Annotated in this window: 14 protein-coding genes and 3 rRNA genes; 15 read left to right on the plus strand and 2 right to left on the minus strand. The window is 69.6% G+C overall.

Translation table 11 applies throughout. The annotated features are described in order from the left end of the window. Window positions 1–72 precede the first annotated feature (72 nt). Window positions 73–795: a resuscitation-promoting factor Rpf gene (rpf, locus tag BJ976_RS03875; protein ID WP_135029486.1), complete on the minus strand. Its 723-nt coding sequence runs from the start codon at window positions 793–795 to the stop codon at window positions 73–75. A gap of 657 nt (window positions 796–1,452) precedes the next feature. On the opposite strand from rpf, the gene BJ976_RS03880 reads away from it, so the two are divergent. The 15 genes from BJ976_RS03880 to BJ976_RS03950 all read left to right on the plus strand — a co-directional run bounded on the left by BJ976_RS03880 (window position 1,453) and on the right by BJ976_RS03950 (window position 23,662). After that, entirely contained in the window at window positions 1,453–2,694 is a 1,242-nt protein-coding gene (locus BJ976_RS03880) for an argininosuccinate synthase (RefSeq protein ID WP_135029484.1), read from the plus strand. Between the two features lie 91 nt (window positions 2,695–2,785). After that, window positions 2,786–4,246: an argininosuccinate lyase gene (gene argH, locus BJ976_RS03885; protein ID WP_135029482.1), complete on the plus strand. Its 1,461-nt coding sequence runs from the start codon at window positions 2,786–2,788 to the stop codon at window positions 4,244–4,246. Window positions 4,247–4,376: 130 nt separating this feature from the next. After that, a complete protein-coding gene (locus BJ976_RS03890) occupies window positions 4,377–6,659 on the plus strand; it encodes a HelD family protein (RefSeq protein WP_135029480.1) in 2,283 nt (760 codons plus the stop codon). An 87-nt stretch (window positions 6,660–6,746) separates the two neighbouring features. Beyond that, entirely contained in the window at window positions 6,747–8,105 is a 1,359-nt protein-coding gene (gene tyrS / locus BJ976_RS03895) for a tyrosine--tRNA ligase (protein WP_135029478.1), read from the plus strand. A gap of 727 nt (window positions 8,106–8,832) precedes the next feature. Beyond that, window positions 8,833–10,355 (plus strand): 16S ribosomal RNA (locus tag BJ976_RS03900). Window positions 10,356–10,782: 427 nt separating this feature from the next. Further along, window positions 10,783–13,875, plus strand: a 23S ribosomal RNA gene (locus BJ976_RS03905). Between the two features lie 205 nt (window positions 13,876–14,080). Then, window positions 14,081–14,197: ribosomal RNA gene (rrf, locus tag BJ976_RS03910) — 5S ribosomal RNA — on the plus strand. Together the 16S, 23S and 5S rRNA genes form the textbook arrangement of a ribosomal RNA operon. A 582-nt stretch (window positions 14,198–14,779) precedes the next feature. Then, window positions 14,780–15,604, plus strand: coding sequence for a tetratricopeptide repeat protein (locus BJ976_RS03915; RefSeq protein ID WP_229667021.1), 825 nt, complete (start codon window positions 14,780–14,782; stop codon window positions 15,602–15,604). After that, entirely contained in the window at window positions 15,601–16,443 is an 843-nt protein-coding gene (locus BJ976_RS03920; RefSeq protein WP_135030345.1) for an HAD-IIA family hydrolase, read from the plus strand. Before BJ976_RS03915 ends, BJ976_RS03920 begins: the two co-directional genes overlap by 4 nt. Then, window positions 16,436–17,269 (plus strand): TlyA family RNA methyltransferase, encoded by an 834-nt coding sequence (locus BJ976_RS03925; RefSeq protein WP_135030346.1) that lies wholly within the window; start codon window positions 16,436–16,438, stop codon window positions 17,267–17,269. The genes BJ976_RS03920 and BJ976_RS03925 overlap by 8 nt, the downstream gene beginning before the upstream one ends. Window positions 17,270–17,362: 93 nt before the next feature. Further along, window positions 17,363–18,463 (plus strand): NAD kinase, encoded by a 1,101-nt coding sequence (locus BJ976_RS03930; RefSeq protein ID WP_135030347.1) that lies wholly within the window; start codon window positions 17,363–17,365, stop codon window positions 18,461–18,463. Beyond that, window positions 18,460–20,205 carry a DNA repair protein RecN gene (gene recN / locus BJ976_RS03935; RefSeq protein ID WP_135030348.1) on the plus strand — a complete coding sequence of 582 codons (1,746 nt, stop codon included), beginning with the start codon at window positions 18,460–18,462 and terminating at the stop codon, window positions 20,203–20,205. The genes BJ976_RS03930 and recN overlap by 4 nt, the downstream gene beginning before the upstream one ends. A gap of 58 nt (window positions 20,206–20,263) precedes the next feature. Continuing rightward, complete coding sequence (gene pyrG / locus BJ976_RS03940) at window positions 20,264–22,000, plus strand: CTP synthase (RefSeq protein WP_135030349.1); 1,737 nt, start codon at window positions 20,264–20,266, stop codon at window positions 21,998–22,000. Then, the gene (locus BJ976_RS03945; RefSeq protein ID WP_135030350.1) at window positions 21,993–22,700 is read left to right on the plus strand and encodes an NUDIX domain-containing protein; all 708 of its coding nucleotides are present in this window, start codon (window positions 21,993–21,995) and stop codon (window positions 22,698–22,700) included. The genes pyrG and BJ976_RS03945 overlap by 8 nt, the downstream gene beginning before the upstream one ends. Further along, complete coding sequence (locus tag BJ976_RS03950) at window positions 22,697–23,662, plus strand: site-specific tyrosine recombinase XerD (protein ID WP_184231820.1); 966 nt, start codon at window positions 22,697–22,699, stop codon at window positions 23,660–23,662. The genes BJ976_RS03945 and BJ976_RS03950 overlap by 4 nt, the downstream gene beginning before the upstream one ends. A 111-nt stretch (window positions 23,663–23,773) precedes the next feature. On the opposite strand, the gene BJ976_RS03955 is transcribed toward BJ976_RS03950, so the two are convergent. Further along, window positions 23,774–24,919 (minus strand): bifunctional 2-methylcitrate synthase/citrate synthase, encoded by a 1,146-nt coding sequence (locus tag BJ976_RS03955; RefSeq protein WP_135030351.1) that lies wholly within the window; start codon window positions 24,917–24,919, stop codon window positions 23,774–23,776. Window positions 24,920–24,947 lie beyond the last annotated feature (28 nt).

Below are 24,947 nucleotides of genomic sequence, written 5' to 3' on the forward strand. Positions count from 1 at the left end.
CGTGCGCACGGAACGGCCCCCGACCATCAGGTCGGGGGCCGTTCCAGGCGGTCAGGGGACCGCGGGAGGTGATCAGGCGACGGGGAGGACGAGCTCCTGGCCAATGTAGATGAGCGACGGATCGTCGATGATGTCCTGGTTGGCCTCGTAGAGGGCCTGCCAGCCGCCCTGCACGTCGTGCTTCTTGGCGAGCTTCCACAGCGAGTCGCCCGGCTTCACGAAGACGGTGTCCTCGGCCCGGTCCAGCTCGGCGGCGTTCTTCTTGTTGGCCTTCTCGGCGGCGGCCAGCTCGGCCTTGGAGACCTTGGCGGCGGCGGCGGCGCGCTGGGCCTCGGCACGCTCGGCGGCACGCTCCTCCTCGGCGCGCTGCTCGGCGGCCCAGTCGGTGGTGGACTGGCGCTCGACCTTGGCCGCCGGAGCGGCGGCGTAGGCGTCGGGGGCGTTGTCAGCGCCGGAGAGCCCGAGCTTCTTGGAGCACGCGGGCCAGGCGCCCCAGCCCTGCAGGTCCTGGAGGATCTCGGCACGCTTGATCTGCTCGGCCTTGGAGGCGTGGTGCGGGTAGCCCTCGCCGCCGACGGCCTTCCAGGACGACAGCGTGAACTGCAGGCCGCCGTAGAAGCCGTTGCCGGTGTTGATGTCCCAGCGGTTGGTGGACTCGCAGGACGCGATGGCGTCCCAGGTCTCGACGGAGGCGGCCTGGGCCGGGGCGGCGAAGGCGGCGGCGGCGCCGGCCAGGGTCATGCCGGTCACGACGGAGGCGGTGGCACGGCGGGAGGAGGAGGAGAAGAGAGTCATGATCGAAGAGAGGGGGTCGAGATCCCGTCTGCGGCCCACGCGGTGCGCGTTCCGTTCGGTCGTCCACTCCTTGGTCGGGTCAAAGTCTCCAGCGGGGCGGGACGACCCTAGACGGGCGCCCGATGGAGCTTCGGTTCGCGGTCCGATCGTCACGGGCCCTGAGGTGTCCTCGGCGCTCGGTAACGGTTGGGTCACGAATCGGCTACGGGAGAGTCAACGCCGCGGCCGGGGGATCCGTCAAATCGGGGTGTGGATGGCGCAGTGAAACCCCCGCGCCGGGGGCGGTGGATGCGATTGTGTCCAGCCTGGAGGACCACTGGGTGGACAGATCGCCACTGCCAATCAACACATGATGCATACCGTCCAGTACCGGTGTGGAGACGTGGCTGCTCGGGCCGTCGTGATCCGTCGTGACATCGGGTGAGAGTGACAAGAACAACCAATGAATTGACTGTGATGCCGGGGGCGAGGACGACGGTGCAGGAGTCGGTGGGGGTGTCGCGCGCCAGGGGCCCGGCCCGCCGATCGATATTCGGTGCTTTGCATAGATATGCAATGTTCGGCTAGGATCGACCTGACGCCCCCGCCGAAGTGGCCCGGTCGCCGCGCGAGCGGATCCCCGGCCTCACCGGCGCATCCGCACATAAGGAGAAGCTCGTGAAGGAACGCATCGTCCTCGCCTATTCCGGCGGTCTGGACACCTCCGTCGCCATCGGTTGGATCGGTGAGGCCACCGGCGCCGAGGTCGTCGCCGTCGCCGTCGACGTGGGCCAGGGCGGCGAGTCGCTCGAGACCGTGCGCCAGCGCGCCCTCGACTGCGGTGCGGTCGAGGCCTACGTGGCCGATGCGCGCGACGAGTTCGCCGAGCAGTACTGCATGCCCACCCTGAAGGCCAACGGCCTCTACATGGACGCGTACCCGCTGGTCTCCGCGATCTCCCGCCCCGTGATCTCCCGCCACCTCGTGGCGGCGGCCCGTCAGTTCGGCGCCTCGACCGTCGCCCACGGCTGCACGGGCAAGGGCAACGACCAGGTGCGCTTCGAGGTGTCCATCCAGACCCTCGGGCCCGACCTCAAGTGCATCGCCCCGGTGCGCGACCTGGCCCTGACCCGCGAGAAGGCCATCGAGTACGCGGAGCGCAACGACCTGCCGATCGCCACCACCAAGAAGAACCCGTTCTCCATCGACCAGAACGTGTGGGGCCGCGCCGTGGAGACCGGCTTCCTGGAGGACATCTGGAACGGCCCCACCAAGGACGTGTACGACTACACCGACGACCCGGCCTTCCCGCCGGCCCCGGACGTGGTCACCATCGCGTTCGAGCGGGGCGTGCCCACGGCGCTGGACGGTCGCACGCTCTCCCCGCTCGAGATCATCGAGGAGCTCAACCGCCGGGCCGGCGCCCAGGGCGTGGGGCGGATCGACATCGTGGAGGACCGCCTCGTGGGCATCAAGTCCCGGGAGATCTACGAGGCTCCGGGCGCGATGGCGCTGATCGCCGCGCACCGCGAGCTCGAGAACGTCACCCTCGAGCGCGAGCAGGCCCGCTTCAAGAAGCAGGTCGACCAGCGCTGGACCGAGCTGGTGTACGACGGCCAGTGGTACTCCCCGCTGAAGAAGAACCTGGACACCTTCATCGACGACACGCAGCAGTACGTCAACGGTGAGATCCGTCTCGAGCTGCACGGCGGCCGCGCCACCGTCCAGGGCCGCCGCTCCGAGACCGGCCTGTACGACTTCAACCTCGCCACGTACGACGAGGGCGACTCGTTCGACCAGTCGTCGGCCCGCGGATTCATCGACATCTACGGGCTCTCCGCGAAGACCGCGTCCGAGCGGGAGCAGCGCCTGGACGGCGGAGCGGACCTTGCCGACGTCGCCCGCCTGTCCAACGACTGACGCGCCGCCCCTCCACCGGACGACGGCGGCCCGGCCCCTCTCCGGGCCGGGCCGCCGTCGTCCGCCCGACCATCCGACCGAGGAGACCCACGTGACCGACAAGAGCACCGAGCACCACGGGACCAACGAGGGCGCGCTGTGGGGCGGCCGGTTCGCCGGCGGCCCGTCCGACGCCCTCGCGGCGCTCAGCAAGTCCACGCACTTCGACTGGCGGCTCGCCCCGTACGACATCGCGGGCTCCCGCGCCCACGCCCGTGTGCTGCACACGGCCGGCCTGCTCACCGACGCCGAGCTGGACGGCATGATCGACGCCCTGGACCGCCTGGAGGCCGACGTGCGCTCGGGGGCCTACGTCCCCTCCGCCACGGACGAGGACGTGCACGGCTCCCTCGAGCGCGGGCTGATCGAGCGCGCGGGTGCGGACCTGGGCGGCAAGCTGCGCGCCGGCCGCTCGCGCAACGACCAGGTGGCCACGCTCGGCCGCATGTTCCTGCGGGACCACGCCCGCGTCGTGGCGCGCGGGGTGCTCGCCACGGTGGACGCGCTGATCGCCCAGGCCGAGGCGCACCCGTACGCCCCGATGCCGGGCCGCACCCACCTGCAGCATGCGCAGCCGGTGCTCCTGTCCCACCACCTGCTCGCCCACGCCTGGGCCTTCGCCCGCGACCTGCAGCGGCTCGTGGACTGGGACGCGCGCGCCGCGGTGTCGCCGTACGGCTCCGGCGCGCTGGCCGGCTCCACGCTGGGCCTGGACCCGAACGCCGTCGCGGGCAAGCTCGGCTTCTCCTCCGCGGTGTGGAACTCGATCGACGGGACCGCCGCCCGGGACGTCTACGCCGAGTTCGCGTGGGTGGCCGCCATGATCGGCGTGGACCTCTCCCGCATCTCCGAGGAGGTCATCTTCTGGGCCACCAAGGAGGCCGGCTTCGTCCGCCTGGACGACGCCTACTCCACGGGGTCCTCGATCATGCCCCAGAAGAAGAACCCGGACGTCGCGGAGCTGGCGCGCGGCAAGTCCGGTCGCCTGATCGGCGACCTCACCGGCCTGCTGGCCACCCTCAAGGGCATGCCGCTGGCCTACAACCGGGACCTCCAGGAGGACAAGGAGCCGGTGTTCGACGCCGCGGACACCCTCGAGCTGCTGCTGCCGGCCGTCTCGGGGATGCTCGCCACGCTCACCTTCCACACGGACCGCATGGCGCAGCTGGCCCCGCAGGGCTTCGCGCTGGCCACGGACATCGCGGAGTGGCTGGTGCGGCAGGGGGTGCCGTTCCGCGTGGCCCACGAGCTCTCCGGCGAGGCGGTCCGGCTGGCCGAGGGCCGCGGCGTCGAGCTGTGGGACCTCACCGACGAGGAGTACGCCTCGATCTCCGAGCACCTCACCCCCGGTGTGCGCGAGGTCCTCAGCACGGAGGGCTCGCTGAACGCCCGTCGCGGTCAGGGCGGCACCGCCCCGGATGCGGTGGCCGAGCAGCTCTCGGCGCTGCAGGCCGCGCTCGAGCCGCTGCGCGACTTCGCGCGGACGCGCGGGTCGGTGGTGGACGCACGCTGACCGTGGCCCCGGTCCGGCCACCTGTCGGACACGCCGCGTTCATGTGACCGGATATACGATGGGTGGTCCCTTCCGCCCGGCGCGCCGCCTCCCAGGACGTGCCCCGATCCGCTCCCCGAGGTTCTCCCCGATGACCGACACCGTGTCCGCCCGTCAGTCGGAGCTCGAGCTGGAGCGGGAGCGCGTGGCCGTGCGGTACGCCCGCCTGGACGCGCTGCGGGCGGAGAAGGAGGAGCAGCTGCGCCGGGTCCGCCGGGACGGTCTGCAGGGGTCGGTGCAGAACCACTCGGAACGGGACGCCTTCGCCACGCTCTACGAGGACCGGCTGGCCCAGCTCACCGCGGTGGACGAGCGCCTCGTCTTCGGCCGTCTCGACCTCGACCCGGACGCCGAGGGCCACGTGGAGGAGCGCTACATCGGGCGCATCGGCCTCACGGACGAGCACCAGGACCGACTCCTCGTGGACTGGCGGGCGCAGGAGGCCGGCGCCTTCTACCAGGCGACGGCGGCGCACCGCCAGGGCGTGGGCCGGCGTCGTCACCTGCTGCTGCGCGGCCGCGAGGTGCGCGACTTCGAGGACGACGTCCTCGATCCGCGGCTGCTCGAGGGCGGCCACGCCAGCCCGCAGGCGCAGGGGGCGCTGCTGGCGGCCGTGACGGCCACCCGCACCGGGCGGATGGGGGACATCGTGGCCACCATCCAGGCCGAGCAGGACGAGGTGATCCGCGCGGACACCTCGGGCGCGCTCGTGGTGCAGGGCGGTCCGGGCACCGGCAAGACAGCCGTGGCGCTGCACCGCGCCGCCTACCTGCTCTACACCCACCGGGACCGGCTCGCGAAGTCGGGCGTGCTGGTGGTGGGACCCTCGGACGCGTTCATGCGGTACATCGAGCGCGTCCTGCCCTCCCTCGGCGAGACCGGCGTCGTGATGGCGTCCCTCGGCACCCTCATGCCCGGGGTGCACGCGACCCCGGAGCGCTCCGCCCGTGCGGCGGAGGTCAAGGGCCGGCGGGAGATGGCCGAGGTGGTGGCGCACGCCGTCGCCCAGCGCCAGCGTCTGCTCGTGGAGACGCGCCAGGTGGACATCGAGGGGACCACGGTCAAGCTCAAGCCGGCCATGGTGCGCCGGGCGCGGGATCGGGCCCGGGCCACGGGCAAGCCCCACAACGAGGCCCGCGTGACGTTCGTCAAGATCCTCGTCCGCGAGCTCGCGGACAAGCTCAAGAAGAAGCTGGAGATGTCCTCGGGCGTCCCGGTCCAGCGGGACCTGCTGCTGGAGGACGTGCGGACCTCCCGGGACGTGCGGATCGCGCTCAACCTCTGCTGGATGCCGCTCACCCCGCAGAAGCTGGTGGGGGACCTGCTGACCCGGGAGCCCCTGCTGCGGGCCGCCGCGCCGTGGCTGTCGGACGACGACGTGGCCGCCCTCCTGCGCACGGATCCCGACGCCTGGACCGAGGCCGACGTGCCGCTGCTGGACGAGGCGGCGGTGCTGCTCGGCGAGCTCGAGGCGCCGCGTCGCGTGGGCGAGTCCGACGCCCAGCACCAGCGCAACCTGGAGAACGCGCGGGCGTCCCTGGAGAACATGCACCAGACCCTGTTCGAGATGGGGGTGGACGGCGTGGTGGACGCGGAGCAGCTGGCCGCCGCGAACGAGGTGCGCGGGGTGCGCCGCAGCACCGCCGAGCAGGCCGCGCACGACCGCACCTGGACCTTCGGCCATGTGGTGGTGGACGAGGCGCAGGAGCTCTCCCCGATGCAGTGGCGCCTCCTGGCCCGGCGCTGCCCGCTGAAGTCGTTCACGGTGGTGGGGGACATCGCCCAGGCCTCCCGTCGGGCCGGCGCCCGCTCGTGGCAGGAGGTGCTGGCCCCGGAGTTCGGCGACCGCGTGCGTCTCGAGGAGCTCACGGTGAACTACCGCTCGCCGGCCCGGATCACCCGCTGGGCCGCGCAGGTGGCGCGGGCCGCCGGACTCGAGATCAGCACCCCGGAGGCCGTGCGCGAGGGCGAGCACGCCCCGGAGCTGACGGTCGTCCCGGGGGCGTCCGTCACCGAGCTCGCCGTGGCCGCCGTGGAGGCGGAGCGTGCCCGCGTGCCCGAGGGGCTCCTCGCGGTGATCGTCCCCGTGGACGACGTCGCCGCGCACCTGGACGCGCAACGCGCCCGCTGGGGGGAGCGCGCCGACCGCACGCCGGTGCCCGGGGTCGAGGTCGTCGTCGTCACGGCCCGGGAGACGAAGGGCCTCGAGTTCGACTGCGTGGTGCTCGTCTCCCCGGAGCGCATCGTGGCGGACGCCGAGGGCGTGGTGGGCGACCTCTACGTGGCCCTGACCCGCTGCACGCAGTCCGTCCGCGTGGTCAGCGCCGCCGCGGAGGCGGAGCTGCCCGCGGGCCTGGTGCCCGTCCCCGCCTGAGCGGCTGTGCCGGCGTCGTGCCGGAGAGGACGACGCCGGCCCGCGCGTCCTCGCGCGCCCGATGGTGGCGCTCGGTAGGCTGAGCGGGTGGCAGCTGAGACCGAACCCCGAGCAGAGCGCCTGCACGCGCAGGCGAACGACCCCTCCTTCGAGAACGTGTGGCAGGAGCTGACGTGGCGTGGCCTGGTCCACGTGTCCACCGATCCGGCCGCGCTCGAGGAGGCGCTGGCGGGGGAGCCGATCAGCTGCTACTGCGGCTTCGACCCGACCGCGCCGTCCCTGCACCTGGGGCACCTCGTCCAGCTGCTGCTCATGCGGCGCCTCCAGCTGGCCGGTCACCGACCGGTGGCGCTCGTCGGCGGGGCGACGGGACTGATCGGCGACCCGCGGCAGACCTCCGAGCGTGTGCTGAACTCCCGTGAGGTCGTGCAGGAGTGGGTCGACTCGCTGCGGGCACAGATCGAGCCCTACCTCTCCTTCGAGGGGGACAACGCCGCGCGGATGGTGAACAACCTGGACTGGACCGCCCAGATGTCCGCGCTCGACTTCCTCCGCGAGGTCGGGAAGAACTTCCGCGTGGGCACCATGGTGAAGAAGGAGATCGTCGCCAAGCGACTGCACTCGGAGGAGGGCATCTCCTACACCGAGTTTTCCTACCAGGTGCTGCAGGGCAACGACTACCTGGAGCTGTACCGGCGGCACGGCGTGACGCTGCAGTCCGGCGGCTCGGACCAGTGGGGCAACCTGACCTCCGGCACCGAGCTGGTGCGGAAGGTGGAGGGGGCGCACGTGCATGCGCTGGGGACGCCGCTGATCACCAATGCTGACGGCACCAAGTTCGGCAAGTCGGAGGGGAACGCGATCTGGCTGGACGCGGCCATGTGCTCGCCGTACGCCTTCTACCAGTTCTGGCTCAACACCGCCGACGCCGACGTGGTGGACCGGCTCAAGGTGTTCACCTTCCTGACCCGTGCCGAGATCGAGGAGTACGCACGGAAGGTGGCGGAGGAGCCCTTCCGCCGCGAGGCCCAGAAGCGCCTGGCGTGGGAGGTGACTTCCCTGGCCCACGGCGAGGAGGCCACCCGGAAGGTGATCGACGCGTCCGCGGCCGTGTTCGGCGGGGGAGACCTCGCCGAGGTCGACGGCGAGGTGCTGGCCGCCGTGCTCGCCGAGCTGCCCCAGGCGGACCGCACCCAGTGGTCGGGGGAGGGGGACGGCGTCAGCGCGATCGAGCTGCTCGTGTCCACGGGCCTGGTGTCCTCGAAGTCGGAGGCCCGTCGGACCGTCAAGGAGGGCGGCGCCTCGGTGAACAACGTGAAGGTGCAGGACCCGGAGAAGGTCTACACACGGGAGGACGCCCTGGCCGGCCGACACCTGCTGGTTCGCCGTGGCAAGAAGAACATGGCGGCCGCCGATCTGACGGGCCTGGGGGAGGACGAGGGCTGAGTGTGACCCACCTCATGGCGGTGTCCTGTCGGTGAACGCCGCCACCAGGTCCCTCTCGAGGCCGCGGGATCCGTGTGGACATGCGGATCTCGGGGCCGTCGTCGTCTGAGGGCACCCTCGATTTGGTGTGGCGGCCGGAGGGTGTGTAGAGTTCTTTCTCGTGCTGAGGCGCGGTCCGGTGACACGGGCGGCGCGGTGAGCAGCCCACAGGCTAGAGAATCTGGCGCATGATCGCAGTCCTTCTGGCAGGGTTCACCACGGCATCCGGTTCCTTCCTTTGGGATGGGAGCGGTATTCCTGAAGAGATGATCTGGTTCAACTGGCTGGGATCGTGTGGGAGGGTCTGATGGCCCACTGATGTGAACAGCTGGTGTCGACTGCGGAAACGGAGTTGACACGGATCGTGAACGTGGTAAGGTTATGAAGCCTTCCGATGACGGATCACGGTTCGAGATCGATCCCGGTGACGGGGTTGACAGTGTGAATCAGATGGTCTAGGCTGGAGAAGTTGCTCCGGAGCGAAACGCCGCGAATGAGCGGTGCTGAAGCCGGCAGCGTCTGCTGTTTGAGAACTCAATAGTGTGCCAAGTTTTTTGATGCCAATTGTTTTAACACATTGGTTGACCAGCGTGCCCGCACCCCCGTGCGATGTGCACCTGGTCCGCCAGGTAATCGAATGGATGTCCTGATGGTTATTTCCGGCCGTCGGGGTGTCGTTCTGTAATTTTTTACGGAGAGTTTGATCCTGGCTCAGGATGAACGCTGGCGGCGTGCTTAACACATGCAAGTCGAACGATGAAGCCCAGCTTGCTGGGCGGATTAGTGGCGAACGGGTGAGTAACACGTGAGTAACCTGCCCTTGACTCTGGGATAAGCCCGGGAAACTGGGTCTAATACCGGATAGGAGCGCCTGTCGCATGACGGGTGCTGGAAAGATCTTTCGGTCATGGATGGACTCGCGGCCTATCAGCTTGTTGGTGAGGTAACGGCTCACCAAGGCGACGACGGGTAGCCGGCCTGAGAGGGTGACCGGCCACACTGGGACTGAGACACGGCCCAGACTCCTACGGGAGGCAGCAGTGGGGAATATTGCACAATGGGCGAAAGCCTGATGCAGCGACGCCGCGTGAGGGATGACGGCCTTCGGGTTGTAAACCTCTTTCAGCAGGGAAGAAGCGAAAGTGACGGTACCTGCAGAAGAAGCACCGGCTAACTACGTGCCAGCAGCCGCGGTAATACGTAGGGTGCGAGCGTTATCCGGAATTATTGGGCGTAAAGAGCTCGTAGGCGGTTTGTCACGTCTGTCGTGAAAGTCCGGGGCTTAACCCCGGATCTGCGGTGGGTACGGGCAGACTAGAGTGCAGTAGGGGAGACTGGAATTCCTGGTGTAGCGGTGGAATGCGCAGATATCAGGAGGAACACCGATGGCGAAGGCAGGTCTCTGGGCTGTAACTGACGCTGAGGAGCGAAAGCATGGGGAGCGAACAGGATTAGATACCCTGGTAGTCCATGCCGTAAACGTTGGGCACTAGGTGTGGGGACCATTCCACGGTTTCCGCGCCGCAGCTAACGCATTAAGTGCCCCGCCTGGGGAGTACGGCCGCAAGGCTAAAACTCAAAGGAATTGACGGGGGCCCGCACAAGCGGCGGAGCATGCGGATTAATTCGATGCAACGCGAAGAACCTTACCAAGGCTTGACATGTTTTCGACCGCCGTGGAGACACGGTTTCCCCTTTGGGGCGGATTCACAGGTGGTGCATGGTTGTCGTCAGCTCGTGTCGTGAGATGTTGGGTTAAGTCCCGCAACGAGCGCAACCCTCGTTCCATGTTGCCAGCACGTAGTGGTGGGGACTCATGGGAGACTGCCGGGGTCAACTCGGAGGAAGGTGAGGACGACGTCAAATCATCATGCCCCTTATGTCTTGGGCTTCACGCATGCTACAATGGCCGGTACAATGGGTTGCGATACTGTGAGGTGGAGCTAATCCCAAAAAGCCGGTCTCAGTTCGGATTGGGGTCTGCAACTCGACCCCATGAAGTCGGAGTCGCTAGTAATCGCAGATCAGCAACGCTGCGGTGAATACGTTCCCGGGCCTTGTACACACCGCCCGTCAAGTCACGAAAGTCGGTAACACCCGAAGCCGGTGGCCTAACCCTTGTGGGGGGAGCCGTCGAAGGTGGGACCAGCGATTGGGACTAAGTCGTAACAAGGTAGCCGTACCGGAAGGTGCGGCTGGATCACCTCCTTTCTAAGGAGCATCAGTGCCCGTTGCATCACCGCGTGTGTGATGGCGGGTTGCTCATGGGTGGAACATCAGGAAATGGTGCCAGTGGTGGTGCCGGCTGGACGCGAGTACGCCCTTGTGGGGTTGGAATGCGTGTGGTTGGTGGCCGCGTGCTGGTGTTGGCACACTGTTGGGTCCTGGAACAGCAGGCGCCCTGCATCTTGTTGGGGTGTGGGGTGTGTTGTTTCTGTCTCCCTTGTGAAGCGTGCCCCGGTCGGGGTGCGTGGAGTGGGGTGAGGGCTGTTGTTTGAGAACTGTATAGTGGACGCGAGCATCTTATTTTGTCATCGCTGCGTGTGGTCATCCCCCTGGGTGGCCGCGTTGGACGTGGTGGTGACGCCGAGAATGACATCTTAGTTAGATAATTGCTCATTTGAGGACTTTCATGTGTGTGAAAGTTTCTAAGGGCGCATGGTGGATGCCTTGGCAACAGGAGCCGATGAAGGACGTGGGAATCTGCGATAAGCCTGGTGGAGTCGATAACCGGACGTTGAGACCAGGATTTCCGAATGGGGAAACCCCGCACGACGTGTCGTGTGACCCCCGGTTGAACACATAGACCGGGTGGAGGGAACGTGGGGAAGTGAAACATCTCAGTACCCACAGGAAGAGAAAACAAAAGTGATTCCGTGAGTAGTGGCGAGCGAAAGCGGATGGGGCTAAACCGTATGCGTGTGATACCCGGCAGGGGTTGCGTGTGCGGTGTTGTGGGCCCTCTCTTGTCACGTCTGCCGGCGTGGCGCAGTGAGGTGCGGGCATATAGACGAACCAGTGTGGATGCTGGGCCGTAGAGGGTGAGAGCCCCGTAGTCGTAATGTGTTCCGCCGCTGTTGAGGGGTCGCCCGAGTAGCACGGGGCCCGAGAAATCCCGTGTGAATCTGCCAGGACCACCTGGTAAGCCTGAATACTCCCTGTTGACCGATAGTGAATCAGTACCGTGAGGGAATGGTGAAAAGTACCCCGGGAGGGGAGTGAAATAGTACCTGAAACCATGTGCCTACAAACCGTTGGAGCCTCCTTGTTGGGGTGACAGCGTGCCTTTTGAAGAATGAGCCTGCGAGTTAGTGATACGTGGCGAGGTTAACCCGTGTGGGGAAGCCGTAGCGAAAGCGAGTCTGAATAGGGCGATTGAGTCGCGTGTCCTAGACCCGAAGCGGAGTGATCTACCCATGGCCAGGTTGAAGCGCGTGTAAGAGCGCGTGGAGGACCGAACCCACTTCAGTTGAAAATGGAGGGGATGAGCTGTGGGTAGGGGTGAAAGGCCAATCAAACTCCGTGATAGCTGGTTCTCCCCGAAATGCATTTAGGTGCAGCGTCACGTGTTTCTTCCCGGAGGTAGAGCTACTGGATGGACGATGGGCCCTACAAGGTTACTGACTTCAGCCAAACTCCGAATGCCGGGAAGTGAGAGCGTGGCAGTGAGACTGTGGGGGATAAGCTTCATAGTCGAGAGGGAAACAGCCCAGACCACCGGTTAAGGCCCCTAAGCGTGTGCTAAGTGGGAAAGGATGTGGAGTTGCTGAGACAACCAGGAGGTTGGCTTAGAAGCAGCCACCCTTGAAAGAGTGCGTAATAGCTCACTGGTCAAGTGATTCCGCGCCGACAATGTAGCGGGGCTCAAGTACACCGCCGAAACCGTGGCATTCAGTTTTCTGGATGGGTAGGGGAGCGTCGTTCACGAGGTGAAGCCAGCGGGTGACTTCTGGTGGATTGTGGACGAGTGAGAATGCAGGCATGAGTAGCGAAAGACGGGTGAGAAACCCGTCCGCCGGATGACTAAGGGTTCCAGGGTCAAGCTAATCTGCCCTGGGTGAGTCGGGACCTAAGGCGAGGCCGACAGGCGTAGTCGATGGACAACGGGTTGATATTCCCGTACCAGTGAAGAACCGTCCCTGCTGAACCGGTGATACTCACCGTCTGAAGCGCCCCTCACTGCCCCTTCGGGGGTGGATGGGTGCGTGGAGCACGGGACCTGAACCGGGGAGGCAAGCGTATTAACAGGTGTGACGCAGGAAGGTAGCCGGGCCAGGCAATGGAATCGTCCTGGTCTAAGGGTGTAGGGCTGTCGGTAGGTAAATCCGCCGGCTGCGTGCCTGAGACCTGATGGGCGCCCACGATGTGGGTGATCCGGTGATCCTATGCTGCCAAGAAAAGCATCGGCGCGAGGTTCCAACTGCCCGTACCCTAAACCGACACAGGTGGTCAGGTAGAGAATACTAAGGCGATCGAGAGAATCATGGTTAAGGAACTCGGCAAAATGCCCCCGTAACTTCGGGAGAAGGGGGGCCCCAACCTTGAGCACCACGCGCTGGTGTGAGGGGATCGGGGCCGCAGAGACCAGGGGGAAGCGACTGTTTATCAAAAACACAGGTCCGTGCGAAGTCGTAAGACGATGTATACGGACTGACTCCTGCCCGGTGCTGGAAGGTTAAGAGGACCCGTTAGCTTCGGCGAAGCGGAGAATTTAAGCCCCAGTAAACGGCGGTGGTAACTATAACCATCCTAAGGTAGCGAAATTCCTTGTCGGGTAAGTTCCGACCTGCACGAATGGAGTAACGACTTCCCCGCTGTCTCAACCGTGAACTCGGCGAAATTGCATTACGAGTAAAGATGCTCGTTACGCGCAGAAGGACGGAAAGACCCCGAGACCTTTACTATAGTTTGGTATTGGCGTTCGGTGTGGCTTGTGTAGGATAGGTGGGAGACTGTGAAGCGGGCACGCCAGTGTTCGTGGAGTCATCGTTGAAATACCACTCTGGTCATACTGGATGTCTAACTTCGGCCCGTGATCCGGGTCAGGGACAGTGCCTGATGGGTAGTTTAACTGGGGCGGTTGCCTCCCAAAATGTAACGGAGGCGCCCAAAGGTTCCCTCAGCCTGGTTGGCAATCAGGTGTCGAGTGCAAGTGCACAAGGGAGCTTGACTGTGAGAGTGGCAGCTCGAGCAGGGACGAAAGTCGGGACTAGTGATCCGGCGACTCGTTGTGGAACGGTCGTCGCTCAACGGATAAAAGGTACCTCGGGGATAACAGGCTGATCTTGCCCAAGAGTCCATATCGACGGCATGGTTTGGCACCTCGATGTCGGCTCGTCGCATCCTGGGGCTGGAGTAGGTCCCAAGGGTTGGGCTGTTCGCCCATTAAAGCGGTACGCGAGCTGGGTTCAGAACGTCGTGAGACAGTTCGGTCCCTATCCTCTGCGCGCGTTGGAAATTTGAGAAGGTCTGTCCTTAGTACGAGAGGACCGGGACGGACGAACCTCTGGTATGTCAGTTGTACCGCCAGGTGCATGGCTGATTAGCTACGTTCGGGATGGATAACCGCTGAAAGCATCTAAGCGGGAAGCCGGCTTCGAGATGAGATTTCCTTGCCCCTTTGAGGGTGTGAGGCCCCCAGCGAGATGACTGGGTTGATAGGCTGGATGTGGAAGCACGGACTGAAGACGTGTGGAGCTGACCAGTACTAATAGGCCGATGACTTTTACACACATCATTTCTTCTCACTGCCTCTGGTGGGAAGGGTTCGGGGTGTTCGCGTCCACTGTGCGGTTGTCTGATTGCAGCCCCACGCCAGGGTTACCGTGTGTGGTAGTGTTGGTGTGGTTGATAAGTGAATGAGTGTGCCACTTGTTGTGGCTCTCGCAGGTTTCCCGCGGGTCCTGGTGTTTTTGGGGTGTGGTTGGGGTGAGGGTTACGGCGGTCATAGCGTGGGGGAAACGCCCGGTTCCATTCCGAACCCGGAAGCTAAGGCCCACAGCGCCGATGGTACTGCAACCGGGAGGTTGTGGGAGAGTAGGTCGCCGCCGGACATTCTTTGATAGAGGGTTGAGGCCCCACACCGTTCTGGTGTGGGGCCTCCCCGCGTTGATGGGCCGTTTCGCGGATCTGCGGGTGTCAGCAGGTGGCCCGGTAGGCTGATCCGCGCATCTCCGTGCGGGCGTCTGTGGGAGCCACAGAGCCGCGAACCCCGTTCCCGATGGAAGGACACCATGGCAGAGGACTCTTCTCGAGACCGTCGCGACGATCGGCGCGGGGGACCGCGGAAGTCTTTCCGTGCCGGCGGCCCCCGGTCGGGTTCTCGTCCGGACTCCTCTCGCCACGACGACGGAGGCCGGGACAGGGGCCGTGGTGAGCGTGACGCCCCCCGTCGTGGGCAGGGCGGCGACCACGAGCGTCGACGCGGGGACTCCGCACACCGCAACCGCGAGGGGGATCGCCCGGCTCGCCCGGGGCGTCCGGATTCCGGCCGACGCGGTGGTCCCGCGGAGCGCGCCGAACGCGAGCGGCCCGCTCACAACCCGGCGGACCTGCGTGCCGCCAACCGGACCGACCAGCAGCGCTCTCCGGACATCGACGCGGACGTCACCGGGAAGGAGCTGGACCGCGGCACGTTGAAGGAGATCGGCGGGCTGGACGAGCGTCCCGGCACGTGGGTCGCCAAGCACCTCGTGATGGCGGGACGCTATCTGGAGGAGGACCCCGCGCTGGCGTTCCAGCACGCCCTCGCCGCCTCCCGCAAGGGAGGACGCCTGGCGCGGGTGCGGGAAGCCGTCGCGCTGACGGCCTACGCGGCGGGGGAGTACCAGGACGCCCTCCGGGAGTTCCGCACGTACCGCCGCATGACCGGCGATGACACACATGTGGCCGCCCAGGTGGACTGCGAGCGCGCCCTCGGCCGTCCGGAGAAGGCACTGCAGCTGGCGGAGGAGGTGGACCAGGAGCGTCTGGACCGGGCCGCCCGCGTCGAGCTGGCCATGGTGGTCTCGGGGATCCGCGAGGACCAGGGAGACCTGGCCGGCGCCCACGACGCCCTGCAGGTCCCCGAACTGGACCGTCGCCGCGGCTACCCGTTCTCTCCACGCCTCTTCCAGCGCCAGGCCGACGTGCTGGCCGCCCTGGGCAGGAGAGACGAGGCCGCACAGTGGCGCCGTTCCGTCCGGGTGGCCGAACGCGCCCTCGGACTGGGCGGGTTCGCCGAGCCGCAGATCATGGACATCGAGGTCGAGCCGGAGGAGGAGTCCCGTCCCCGCGACCGTGGCCGCGGTGAGCGCGGTGATCGCGTCCGAGCTGACCGCGGCTCCGCCGGGTCGCCCGCTCCGGCGGCGGAGGAGTCGTCCCCGTCCGAGGCCGAGCCGGACCCGAACCAGATGTCCCTGTTCGACGGCATCGCGGACGCGGACGTGGCGGATGCGGGGCGCCGCCGGGAGGAGCCGTGAGCCGGCCGACCTTCTTCGGCGGGCACGACGGCCTCCTCTGCGACCTCGACGGCGTGGTGTACGCCGGCGCCGGCCCGTTGCCGGGCGCCGTCGAGGCACTCGCCGAACTGCGCAGGCGCGGCGTGCCCGTCGGGTTCGTGACCAACAACGCGTCCCGCCCGCCGGGGAGGGTCGCCGCTCACCTGCAGGAGCTGGGCGTCCAGGCTGACCCGGGGGAGGTCTTCGGGTCCGCCCCGGCGGGCGCCGCCCTGCTCGAGGAGACCCTGCAGGACCGGCTCGGTCGGAGCACGGGCCGGGTGCTCGTCGTCGGCTCCGCCTACCTGAGGGGCCTGGTCGAACAGCGCGGCCACACTGTGGTCTCCTCGGCCGCCGAACGCCCGGACGCCGTCCTGCAGGGCTTCGACCCGGGCATCGGATGGTCGGAGCTGGCGGAGGCGGCGTACGCGGTCAACGCGGGAGCCGCCTGGGTGGCCACCAACCTGGACCTGTCCATCCCGCGGGCCGAGGGCGTGGCACCCGGCAACGGCGCCCTCGTGGCCGCCGTCGGCCATGCCACGGGCACCGCGCCGGTCGCGGCCGGGAAGCCCGAGCCGCAGCTGTTCCGCCTCGCCGCGCGCGAGCTCGGACTGGCCCGTCCGCTGATGGTCGGCGACCGGCTCGACACCGACATCCGCGGGGCCAACGCCGCGGGCATCGAGACCGCCCTCGTGCTCACGGGCGTGGACACCCGGGAGAGCGCCGGCCGGGCCCCGGCCGCAGACCGCCCGGCCTGGATCGTCCCGGACCTCACTGCCCTGCTCACCGACGCCCCGGCCCGCGAGGACGACTCCCGTGGCTGACGGCGTGCGCGCCGACGTCGCGCTGGCGGCCCGCGGCCTGGCCCGCTCCCGCACGGAGGGGGCGGCTCTCGTCCGGGCCGGGGCCGTCCTGCTGGACGGCGCCGTGGTGCGCCGTCCGTCCCAGGCCGTGCCCGACGGCGCCCGCCTCGAGCTCGCGGACGCCGGGCCGCGCTACGTCTCCCGCGCCGCGCACAAGCTGGTGAGCGCCCTCGAGGCCTTCCCCGTGCCGGTCACGGGCCGGCGCGCGCTCGACGCCGGCGCCTCCACCGGGGGCTTCACCCAGGTGCTCCTCGAGCGGGGGGCCGCGCAGGTGGCCGCGGTCGACGTCGGCCACGACCAGCTGGCACCGCGGATCCGGGAGGACCCCCGCGTGCTCGTGCGCGAGGGGCTGAACGTCCGCGAGCTCGCGGCCGAGGACGTCGGCGGGCCCGTGGACCTGGTCGTCTCGGACCTCTCCTTCATCTCCCTGCGGCTCGTGCTCGGTCCTCTGGCCGCCGTGTGCCGTCCCGGGGCGGACCTGCTGCTCATGGTCAAGCCCCAGTTCGAGGTGGGCAGGGCGGCCCTGCCGCGCACCGGCGTCGTGACGGACCCGCAGGCCCGGGCCGACGCGGTGGCGGGCGTGGCCGCGGCCGCACTGGAGGGGGGCCTCGAGGTCGCGGGCCTGGCCCGGTCGGGCCTGCCCGGCCAGGACGGCAACGTGGAGTTCTTCCTGCACCTGCGGGCCCGGGCGGACGGGGCGGGACCGGGGGAGGCGCCCGTCGGGGACGCCGACCCCGCCGCCCGAGCCGCGGACCTGGTGGCGGCCGCCGACGTCGACTGGTCCTGACCGCGGCGGAGGACCGCGCCGCCGGCGCGTCCGCCCCGTCGCTATCCTGGGGGAAGCTCCGTCACCGGAGCCCACCCCACCGCGGAAGGAACCATGTCCGAGACCCCCGCACGCCGCGTGCTCGTGCTCGCCCACACGGGGCGGCAGGACGCCATCGACGCGGCCCTGCAGGCCATCCGCATCCTCGACGAGGAGGGCCTGGACAGCGTCATGCCCGCCGCGGACGTGGCGGCCGTGCGCGCCGCAGTGGGGGAGGACCCCGGCTTCCGCCCCCTCTCGCTCGGCGAGGACTGCGCGCTGTCCGACGTGAGCCTCGGACTGGTCCTCGGCGGGGACGGCTCCGTCCTGCGCGCCGCCGACCTGGTGCGCGGCCACGGCATCCCGCTCCTGGCGGTCAACCTCGGCCACGTCGGGTTCCTCGCCGAGTCCGAGCGCACGGACCTGCACCGCACCGTCAAGGCGATCGCCGACGAGGCCTACGTGGTCATCGAACGGATGGCGCTCGACGTCGTGGTGCGCGTGGACGGCCGGGAGGCGGCCCGGACGTGGGCCCTGAACGAGGCCTCCGTGGAGAAGTCCAACCGGGAGCGCATGCTGGAGGTCGTGGTCTCCGTGGACGACTCGCCGCTGACCGCGTTCGGCTGCGACGGCGTGGTGCTGGGCACCCCCACGGGGTCCACCGCCTACGCGTTCTCCGCGGGCGGACCCGTGGTGTGGCCGGGGGTGGAGGCCCTGCTGTTCGTGCCCATCAGCGCGCACGCGCTGTTCGCCCGTCCCCTCGTGGTGGGACCGCACTCCACCATCGCCGTGGACATCATGACCCGCACCCGCGAGACGGGCGTGCTGTGGTGCGACGGGCGCCGCACGGTGGACCTCCCGCCGAACGCCCGCGTCGAAGTCACCCGCTCCACGGAGCCGGTCCGCCTGGCCCGCCTGAGCCCGGTCCCCTTCGCGGACCGCCTGGTGCGCAAGTTCCGCCTGCCCACGGAGGGCTGGCGCGGCCCCGTGACGGACGAGGACGTCCGCGCGCGGGAGGCCACCGCCGTGGCCGAGGTGGAGACCGTCGAGCCGCGGCACGCCGGCCCCCGGCCGGACGTGGTGCCGCCGCCCACCTCGGCGCTGCCCGTGCTCACCCCCGAGGACCTCGAGCGCTACCGCAGCCGCGACGGCCGGGGAGGGGATCGGACCTCATGATCGAGTACCTGCAGATCTCCGGCCTCGGCGTGATCGGCGAGGCCACCGTGGACCTGGACCCCGGCTTCACCGTGGTCACGGGCGAGACCGGCGCGGGCAAGACCATGGTGGTCACCGCTCTCGGCCTGCTGCTGGGCCGGCGGGCGGACGCCGGCGTGGTCCGGCGCGGCGCGCGTCGGGCGGTCGTCGACGCCGGCGTGCGCCTGCCGGCGGGGCACCGTGCCGTCACCCTCGCCGAGGAGGCGGGGGCCGTCGTGGAGGAGGCGGACACGGCCGGCGTGCGCGACCTGGTGCTCAGCCGCTCCGTGACGGCGTCCGGGGAGGGCACCCGGTCCCGGGCCGGGGTCGGCGGTCGGGCGGTGCCCGTGGCCGTGCTCTCCGAGGTGGGCGCGGCCCTGGTGGCCGTGCACGGACAGAACGACCAGGTCCGTCTGCAGAGTCCCGCCGCGCAGCGCCATGCCCTCGACGCGTTCGGCGGAGCCGAGCTGCAGGCCGCCCTCGCGGCCTACCGTGCCGAGCACGAGGCCTACACGCGGGCCCGGCACGAGCGGGACATGCTCGTGGAGCGGCAGCAGGAGCGCGCACGCGAGGCCGAGTCCCTGCAGCGCGGGCTCGAGGAGATCGACGAGGCCGACCCCCACGCCGGCGAGGACGAGGAGCTGCGCACCCGGATCCGTCGCCTCGAGGACGTGGAGGAGCTGCGCGCGGCCGCCGGGGGCGCGCATGCGCTGCTCGCCGGCCCGGACGTGGAGACCGGGGACGACACCCCCGGCGCCGTCACCCTCGTGGAGTCCGCCCGGGCCGCCGCGCTGGCCGCGCCCGGCCGCGACGAGGACCTGGAGGCCGCTGCCGCGCGTCTGGCCGAGGCCGCCGTGGTCCTCAACGACATCGCCGCCGACCTCGCCCGGTACGGGGCGGACCTGGACGCCGACGCGGCGGGAGACCTCGACGCGGCCCAGTCCCGCCTGGCCGAGCTGACCCGCCTGCAGCGCCTCTACGGCCCCGAGCTGAGCGACGTCGTGGCATGGGCGCAGACGCAGCGTCCGCGGCTCGAGGAGCTGCAGGGCGACTCCGGCCGCGTCGAGGAGCTGGAAGCCGAGCTGGTGCGGCTCGAGGGGAGCCGGCGGGAGCGCGCCGCGGAGCTGACCGCGCTGCGCACGACGGCGGCCCGGCGGCTCGAGGCGGCGGTCACCGCGGAGCTGCACGCCCTGTTCATGCCGGACGCCTCCTTCCACGTCACGCTGACCCCCGCCGCCGAGGGCGCCCTCGGTCCACACGGCGCCGAGGAGGTGGCCCTCGCCCTGCGCCCCCACGCCGGGGCGGAGCCCCGGGCCCTCGGCCGCGGGGCCTCCGGCGGCGAGCTCTCCCGCGTCATGCTGGCGCTCGAGGTGGTCCTCGCGGAGACCGACCCGGTGCCCACGTTCGTCTTCGACGAGGTGGACGCCGGCGTCGGCGGGGAGGCCGCCGTGAGCATCGGCGCCCGACTGGCCCGTCTGGCCCGGCACGTCCAGGTGATCGCCGTGACGCATCTGCCCCAGGTGGCCGCGTACGCCGACCGCCACGTGCGGGTGGAGAAGAACTCCGACCCCGCGGCCGGGGTGACCACGTCCGACGTCGTCACGCTCGGGGCGCAGGAGCGGGTGGAGGAGCTGGCCCGGATGCTCGCCGGACACGGGGACTCCGAGGCCGCCCGCGCCCACGCGCGCGAGCTCCTGCAGACCTCCCGCGACGCACGCTCCTGAGGCGGTCCGCTCACCGACTCGCGCGGAACCCGGTGTCACGTGTGTACGATCGAACTCCGTGGTGCAACGCGACCCTCGACTCCAGTCCTCCGGCACGGCCACCCGTCAGATCTTCGTGACGGGTGGCGTCGCCTCCTCCCTCGGCAAGGGGCTCACGGCCTCCTCCCTCGGCCACCTGCTTCGGGCTCGCGGCCTGCACGTGGTGATGCAGAAGCTCGACCCCTACCTCAACGTGGACCCCGGGACCATGAACCCGTTCCAGCACGGCGAGGTCTTCGTCACCGAGGACGGGGCCGAGACGGACTTGGACATCGGCCACTACGAGCGGTTCCTCGACGAGGACCTCGACGGCGTCAACAACGTGACCACCGGCCAGGTGTACTCCTCGGTGATCGCCCGGGAGCGGCGCGGCGAGTACCTCGGGGACACCGTCCAGGTCATCCCGCACATCACGGATGAGATCGGCCGCCGCATGCGGCTGCCCGCCACCCCGGCCGAGGGCCAGCCGACCCCGGACGTGATCATCACCGAGATCGGCGGCACGGTCGGCGACATCGAGTCCCAGCCGTTCCTCGAGGCCGCCCGTCAGGTGCGCCAGGACATCGGCCGCGACAACGTCTTCTTCCTGCACGTGTCCCTGGTCCCGTACATCGGGCCCTCGCACGAGCTGAAGACCAAGCCCACCCAGCACTCGGTGGCCACGCTGCGCTCGATCGGCATCCAGCCGGACGCGATCGTCGTCCGCTCCGACCGCGAGGTCCCCCAGGACGTGCGCTCCAAGATCGCCCGCATGTGCGACGTGGACGAGGACGCCGTGGTCAACTGCGCCGACGCGCCCTCGATCTACGACATCCCTCGCGTCATCCACGCCCAGCGCCTCGACGCCTACGCGGTCCAGGCCCTGGGCCTGAAGTTCAACGACGTCGACTGGTCCCGCTGGGACGTCGTCACCGAGGCCGTGCACCATCCCCGCCACGAGGTCGAGGTGGCGCTCGTGGGCAAGTACATCGACCTCCCCGACGCGTACCTCTCGGTGACGGAGGCCCTGCGGGCCGGCGGCTTCGCGCACCGCGCGAAGGTGAACCTGCGTTGGGTCCCCTCGGACGACTGTGAGACCCCGGAGGGCGCCGCCCGCGCCCTCGACGGCGTCGATGCGGTCTGCGTGCCCGGCGGGTTCGGCGTGCGCGGCGTGGACGGCAAGGTGGGCGCGCTGCGTCACGCCCGCGAGCACGGGATCCCGACGCTCGGCCTGTGCCTGGGCATGCAGTCCATGGTCATCGAGTTCGCCCGGAACGTCCTGGGCTGGGCCGACGCGCACTCCACCGAGTTCGACGCGGACACGGCGCACCCGGTGGTCGCCACCATGGCCGAGCAGCGGGACATCGTCTCCGGAGAGGGGGACTTGGGCGGCACCATGCGCCTGGGCTCCTACCCGGCCGTGCTGGCCCCCGGCTCCGTGACCGCCGAGGCCTACGGGACCACCGAGGTGACGGAGCGCCACCGGCACCGCTACGAGGTCGCCAACGACGTCCGCGCGGACCTCGAGGCCGCCGGACTGGTGATCTCTGGCACCTCCCCGGAGGGCGCCCTGGTCGAGTTCGTCGAGCTGCCGCGGGACGTCCACCCGTACTACGTGGCCACGCAGGCCCACCCCGAGTTCAAGTCGCGCCCCACCCAGGCCCACCCGCTGTTCGCAGGACTGGTCGGGGCCGCGCTCGCGGTCCGCGGCGCGGGCCCTGCGAGCCAGGCCGACACGTCCGTCGTCGTCGGGCACGGGCAGGCCTCCCGTGGCTGAGGCCTCGGCCCGAGAGGGCCGCTCCCCGCTGCGGGACCTGCACCGGCCCCGGAGGGTCAAGAAGGCCAAGACCGTCTTCGAGGGGCGGGTGTGGGACGTGGCCCGGGAGACGTTCCGCCTGGACCCACAGGACAAGGGTCAGGAGCCGCTCACGCGTGAGCTCATGGTCCACCCCGGCGCCGTGGCGGTGCTCGCGCTGCGCACGCAGCTGACCACGGTGGGTCCCCGGGACGAGGTCGCTCTCGTCCGCCAGTACCGGCACCCCGTGGGCATGGAGCTGTGGGAGGTCCCCGCGGGCCTGCGGGACGTGGACGCGGAGCCCCTGCACGAGACCGCCCGTCGCGAGCTGCACGAGGAGGCCGACCTGGCCGCCACGGAGTGGCACACCCTGGTGGACTTCTTCACCACCCCGGGCGGGTCCACCGAGGCAATCCGGGTGTTCCTCGCCCGGCAGGTCCGCCAGGCGCCCGAGGCGGAGCGCCACGTCCGCACGGGGGAGGAGGCGGCCATGCCGCTGGCGTGGATCGCGGTGGACGAGGTGCTCGACGCCGTCCTGGACGGGCGCGTGCACAACCCGTCCACCGCGATGGCGATCCTCGCCCTGCATGCGCACCGCGCGCAGGGCTGGCGTCGCCTGCGTCCCGTGGACGCCCCCTTCGTGCCCGACCGGCAGGCGCCCGCGGCGGACCCGCCGCGGTGACCGCCCCGGCCCTGGAGGGGGCGGTCCGGCGCCACCTCGACCACCTGGCCGTGGAGCGCGGCCTGGCGGAGAACACCCTCGCCGCGTACCGGCGGGACCTGGCCCGCTACGCGGCGTGGCTGGCCGCGTCCGGGGTCGGGGCGCCCGAGGAGGTCGACGCCGGCCACGTCACCGGGTTCGTCGCGGCCCTGGGCACCGGCGGGGACGGCGGCCGTCCGCTGGCCCCTCGGTCCGTCGCGCGCGTCCTGGCCGCCGTGCGGGGCCTCCACCGGTTCTGGGCGCTCGAGGGCCTCGCGCCGACGGACCCTGCCGCCGACGTCGCCCCGCCGGCGGCCCCCGAACGGCTCCCCCGGGCCTTGAGCGTGGACGCGGTCACCCGCCTGCTGGAGGCCGTCCCCGTGGACAGTCCCGCGGGCCTGCGGGACCGGGCGCTGGTGGAGTTCCTCTACGGCACCGGCGCGCGCGTGTCCGAGGCCGTCGGCCTGGACGTGGACGATGTCGTCGGGGTCACCGGGGAGCACGGGGACGACGTCCCCGTGGTGCGCCTGTTCGGCAAGGGCTCGAAGGAGCGGATCGTGCCCGTGGGGTCGTATGCCGCCGAGGCGGTCGCGGCCTGGCTGGTGCGCGGCCGCCCGGCCCTGGTGGCGGGCGCCCGTCCCGCACGCGGCACCCCGGCCCTGTTCCTCAACCTGCGCGGCGGACGGCTGTCTCGGCAGTCGGCGTGGTCCGTGATCACGGCGGCCGCGGACCGCGCGGGGCTGGCGGAGGAGGTCTCCCCGCACACGCTGCGCCACTCCTTCGCCACGCACCTGATGCAGGGCGGCGCGGACGTGCGCGTGGTCCAGGAGCTGCTCGGCCACGCCTCCGTGACCACCACGCAGGTCTACACGCGGGTCACGGCGGAGGCGCTGCGCGAGGTGTACGCCCAGGCCCACCCGCGGGCCCGGTGGGACGGGCGCTGAGGCGGCACCGTCGTCGTCCGCCCCCTCCTCCCACGCAAGCGGGGGCGATTCCCGTCGGCATGGACCTGCCACGCCGACGGGAATCGCCCCCGAATCGCGGGGCCTGGCGGCTCAGCCCGCCGGCAGCTCGCGCTGGTCCGGGCCGTCGTAGGCCGAGAGCGGGCGGATCAGGGCGTTGGCGGCGCGCTGCTCCATGATGTGCGCGGTCCAGCCGGTGATGCGGGACGCGATGAAGATGGGCGTGAACATCTCGGTGTCGAAGCCCATGAGGTGGTACGTCGGGCCGGCCGGGTAGTCGAGGTTCGGCTTGATCTGCTTGGCCTCGTCCATGGCCTGCTCGAGGCCGTCGTACAGGCCCAGCAACTCGTGGCGGCCATAGTGCTCGATCATGCGGTCCAGCGCGGCCTTCATGGTGGGCACGCGGGAGTCGCCGTTCTTGTACACGCGGTGGCCGAAGCCCATGACCTTCTTCTTCTGGGCCAGGGCGTCCTCCATCCAGGCCTTCGAGCGGGCGGCGGCGTCCTCGCGGGACTCCTCCTTGCGGATGCCGATCTCGTCGAAGGTGTGCATCACGGCCTCGTTCGCGCCGCCGTGCAGCGGGCCCTTGAGGGCGCCGATCGCGCCGGTCACGGCCGAGTGCAGGTCCGAGAGGGTGGAGGTGATCACGCGCGCCGTGAAGGTGGAGGCGTTGAAGGAGTGCTCGGCGTAGAGGACCATCGACACGCGGAACGCGTCGACGACCTCCTCCGGCTGCTCCTCGCCGAAGGTCATCCAGAGGAAGTTGGCCGAGTAGTCCAGGTCCGCGTTCGGCTCGACGACGTCCTGGCCGCGCCGGCGACGCTGGTCGTAGGCGACGACGGCCGGGAACGCCGCGAACAGGGCCTTCGCCTTCTCCAGCTCGGCCTCGGGGGAGGAGTCCTCCGCCTTCGGGTGGTTGGCGCCCAGCACGGACACCGCGGTGCGGCCCACGTCCATGGGGTGGCAGTCGGTCGGCAGCAGGTCGATGGCCTGCTTGACCTTCGGGTCGAGCGCACGGTGGGCGCGCTCGAACTGCTGGAACTCCGCCAGCTCCGCGTCGGTCGGCAGCTCGCCGGTCCACAGCAGCAGGGCGACGGCTTCGAACGGCAGGCTCGCCGCGAGGTCCTGCACGGGGTAGCCGCGGTACAGCAGGGAGTTGGTCTCGGGGTTGACCTTGGAGATCGCGGTGGTGTCCACCACGACGCCGGCCAGGCCCTTCTTGATCTCGGTGTCGGTCATGATGTCCCTCCTCAAGGGGGAGGCGGCC

The sequence above is a fragment of the Micrococcus flavus genome, assembly GCF_014204815.1.
GTDB lineage: Bacteria > Actinomycetota > Actinomycetes > Actinomycetales > Micrococcaceae > Micrococcus > Micrococcus flavus.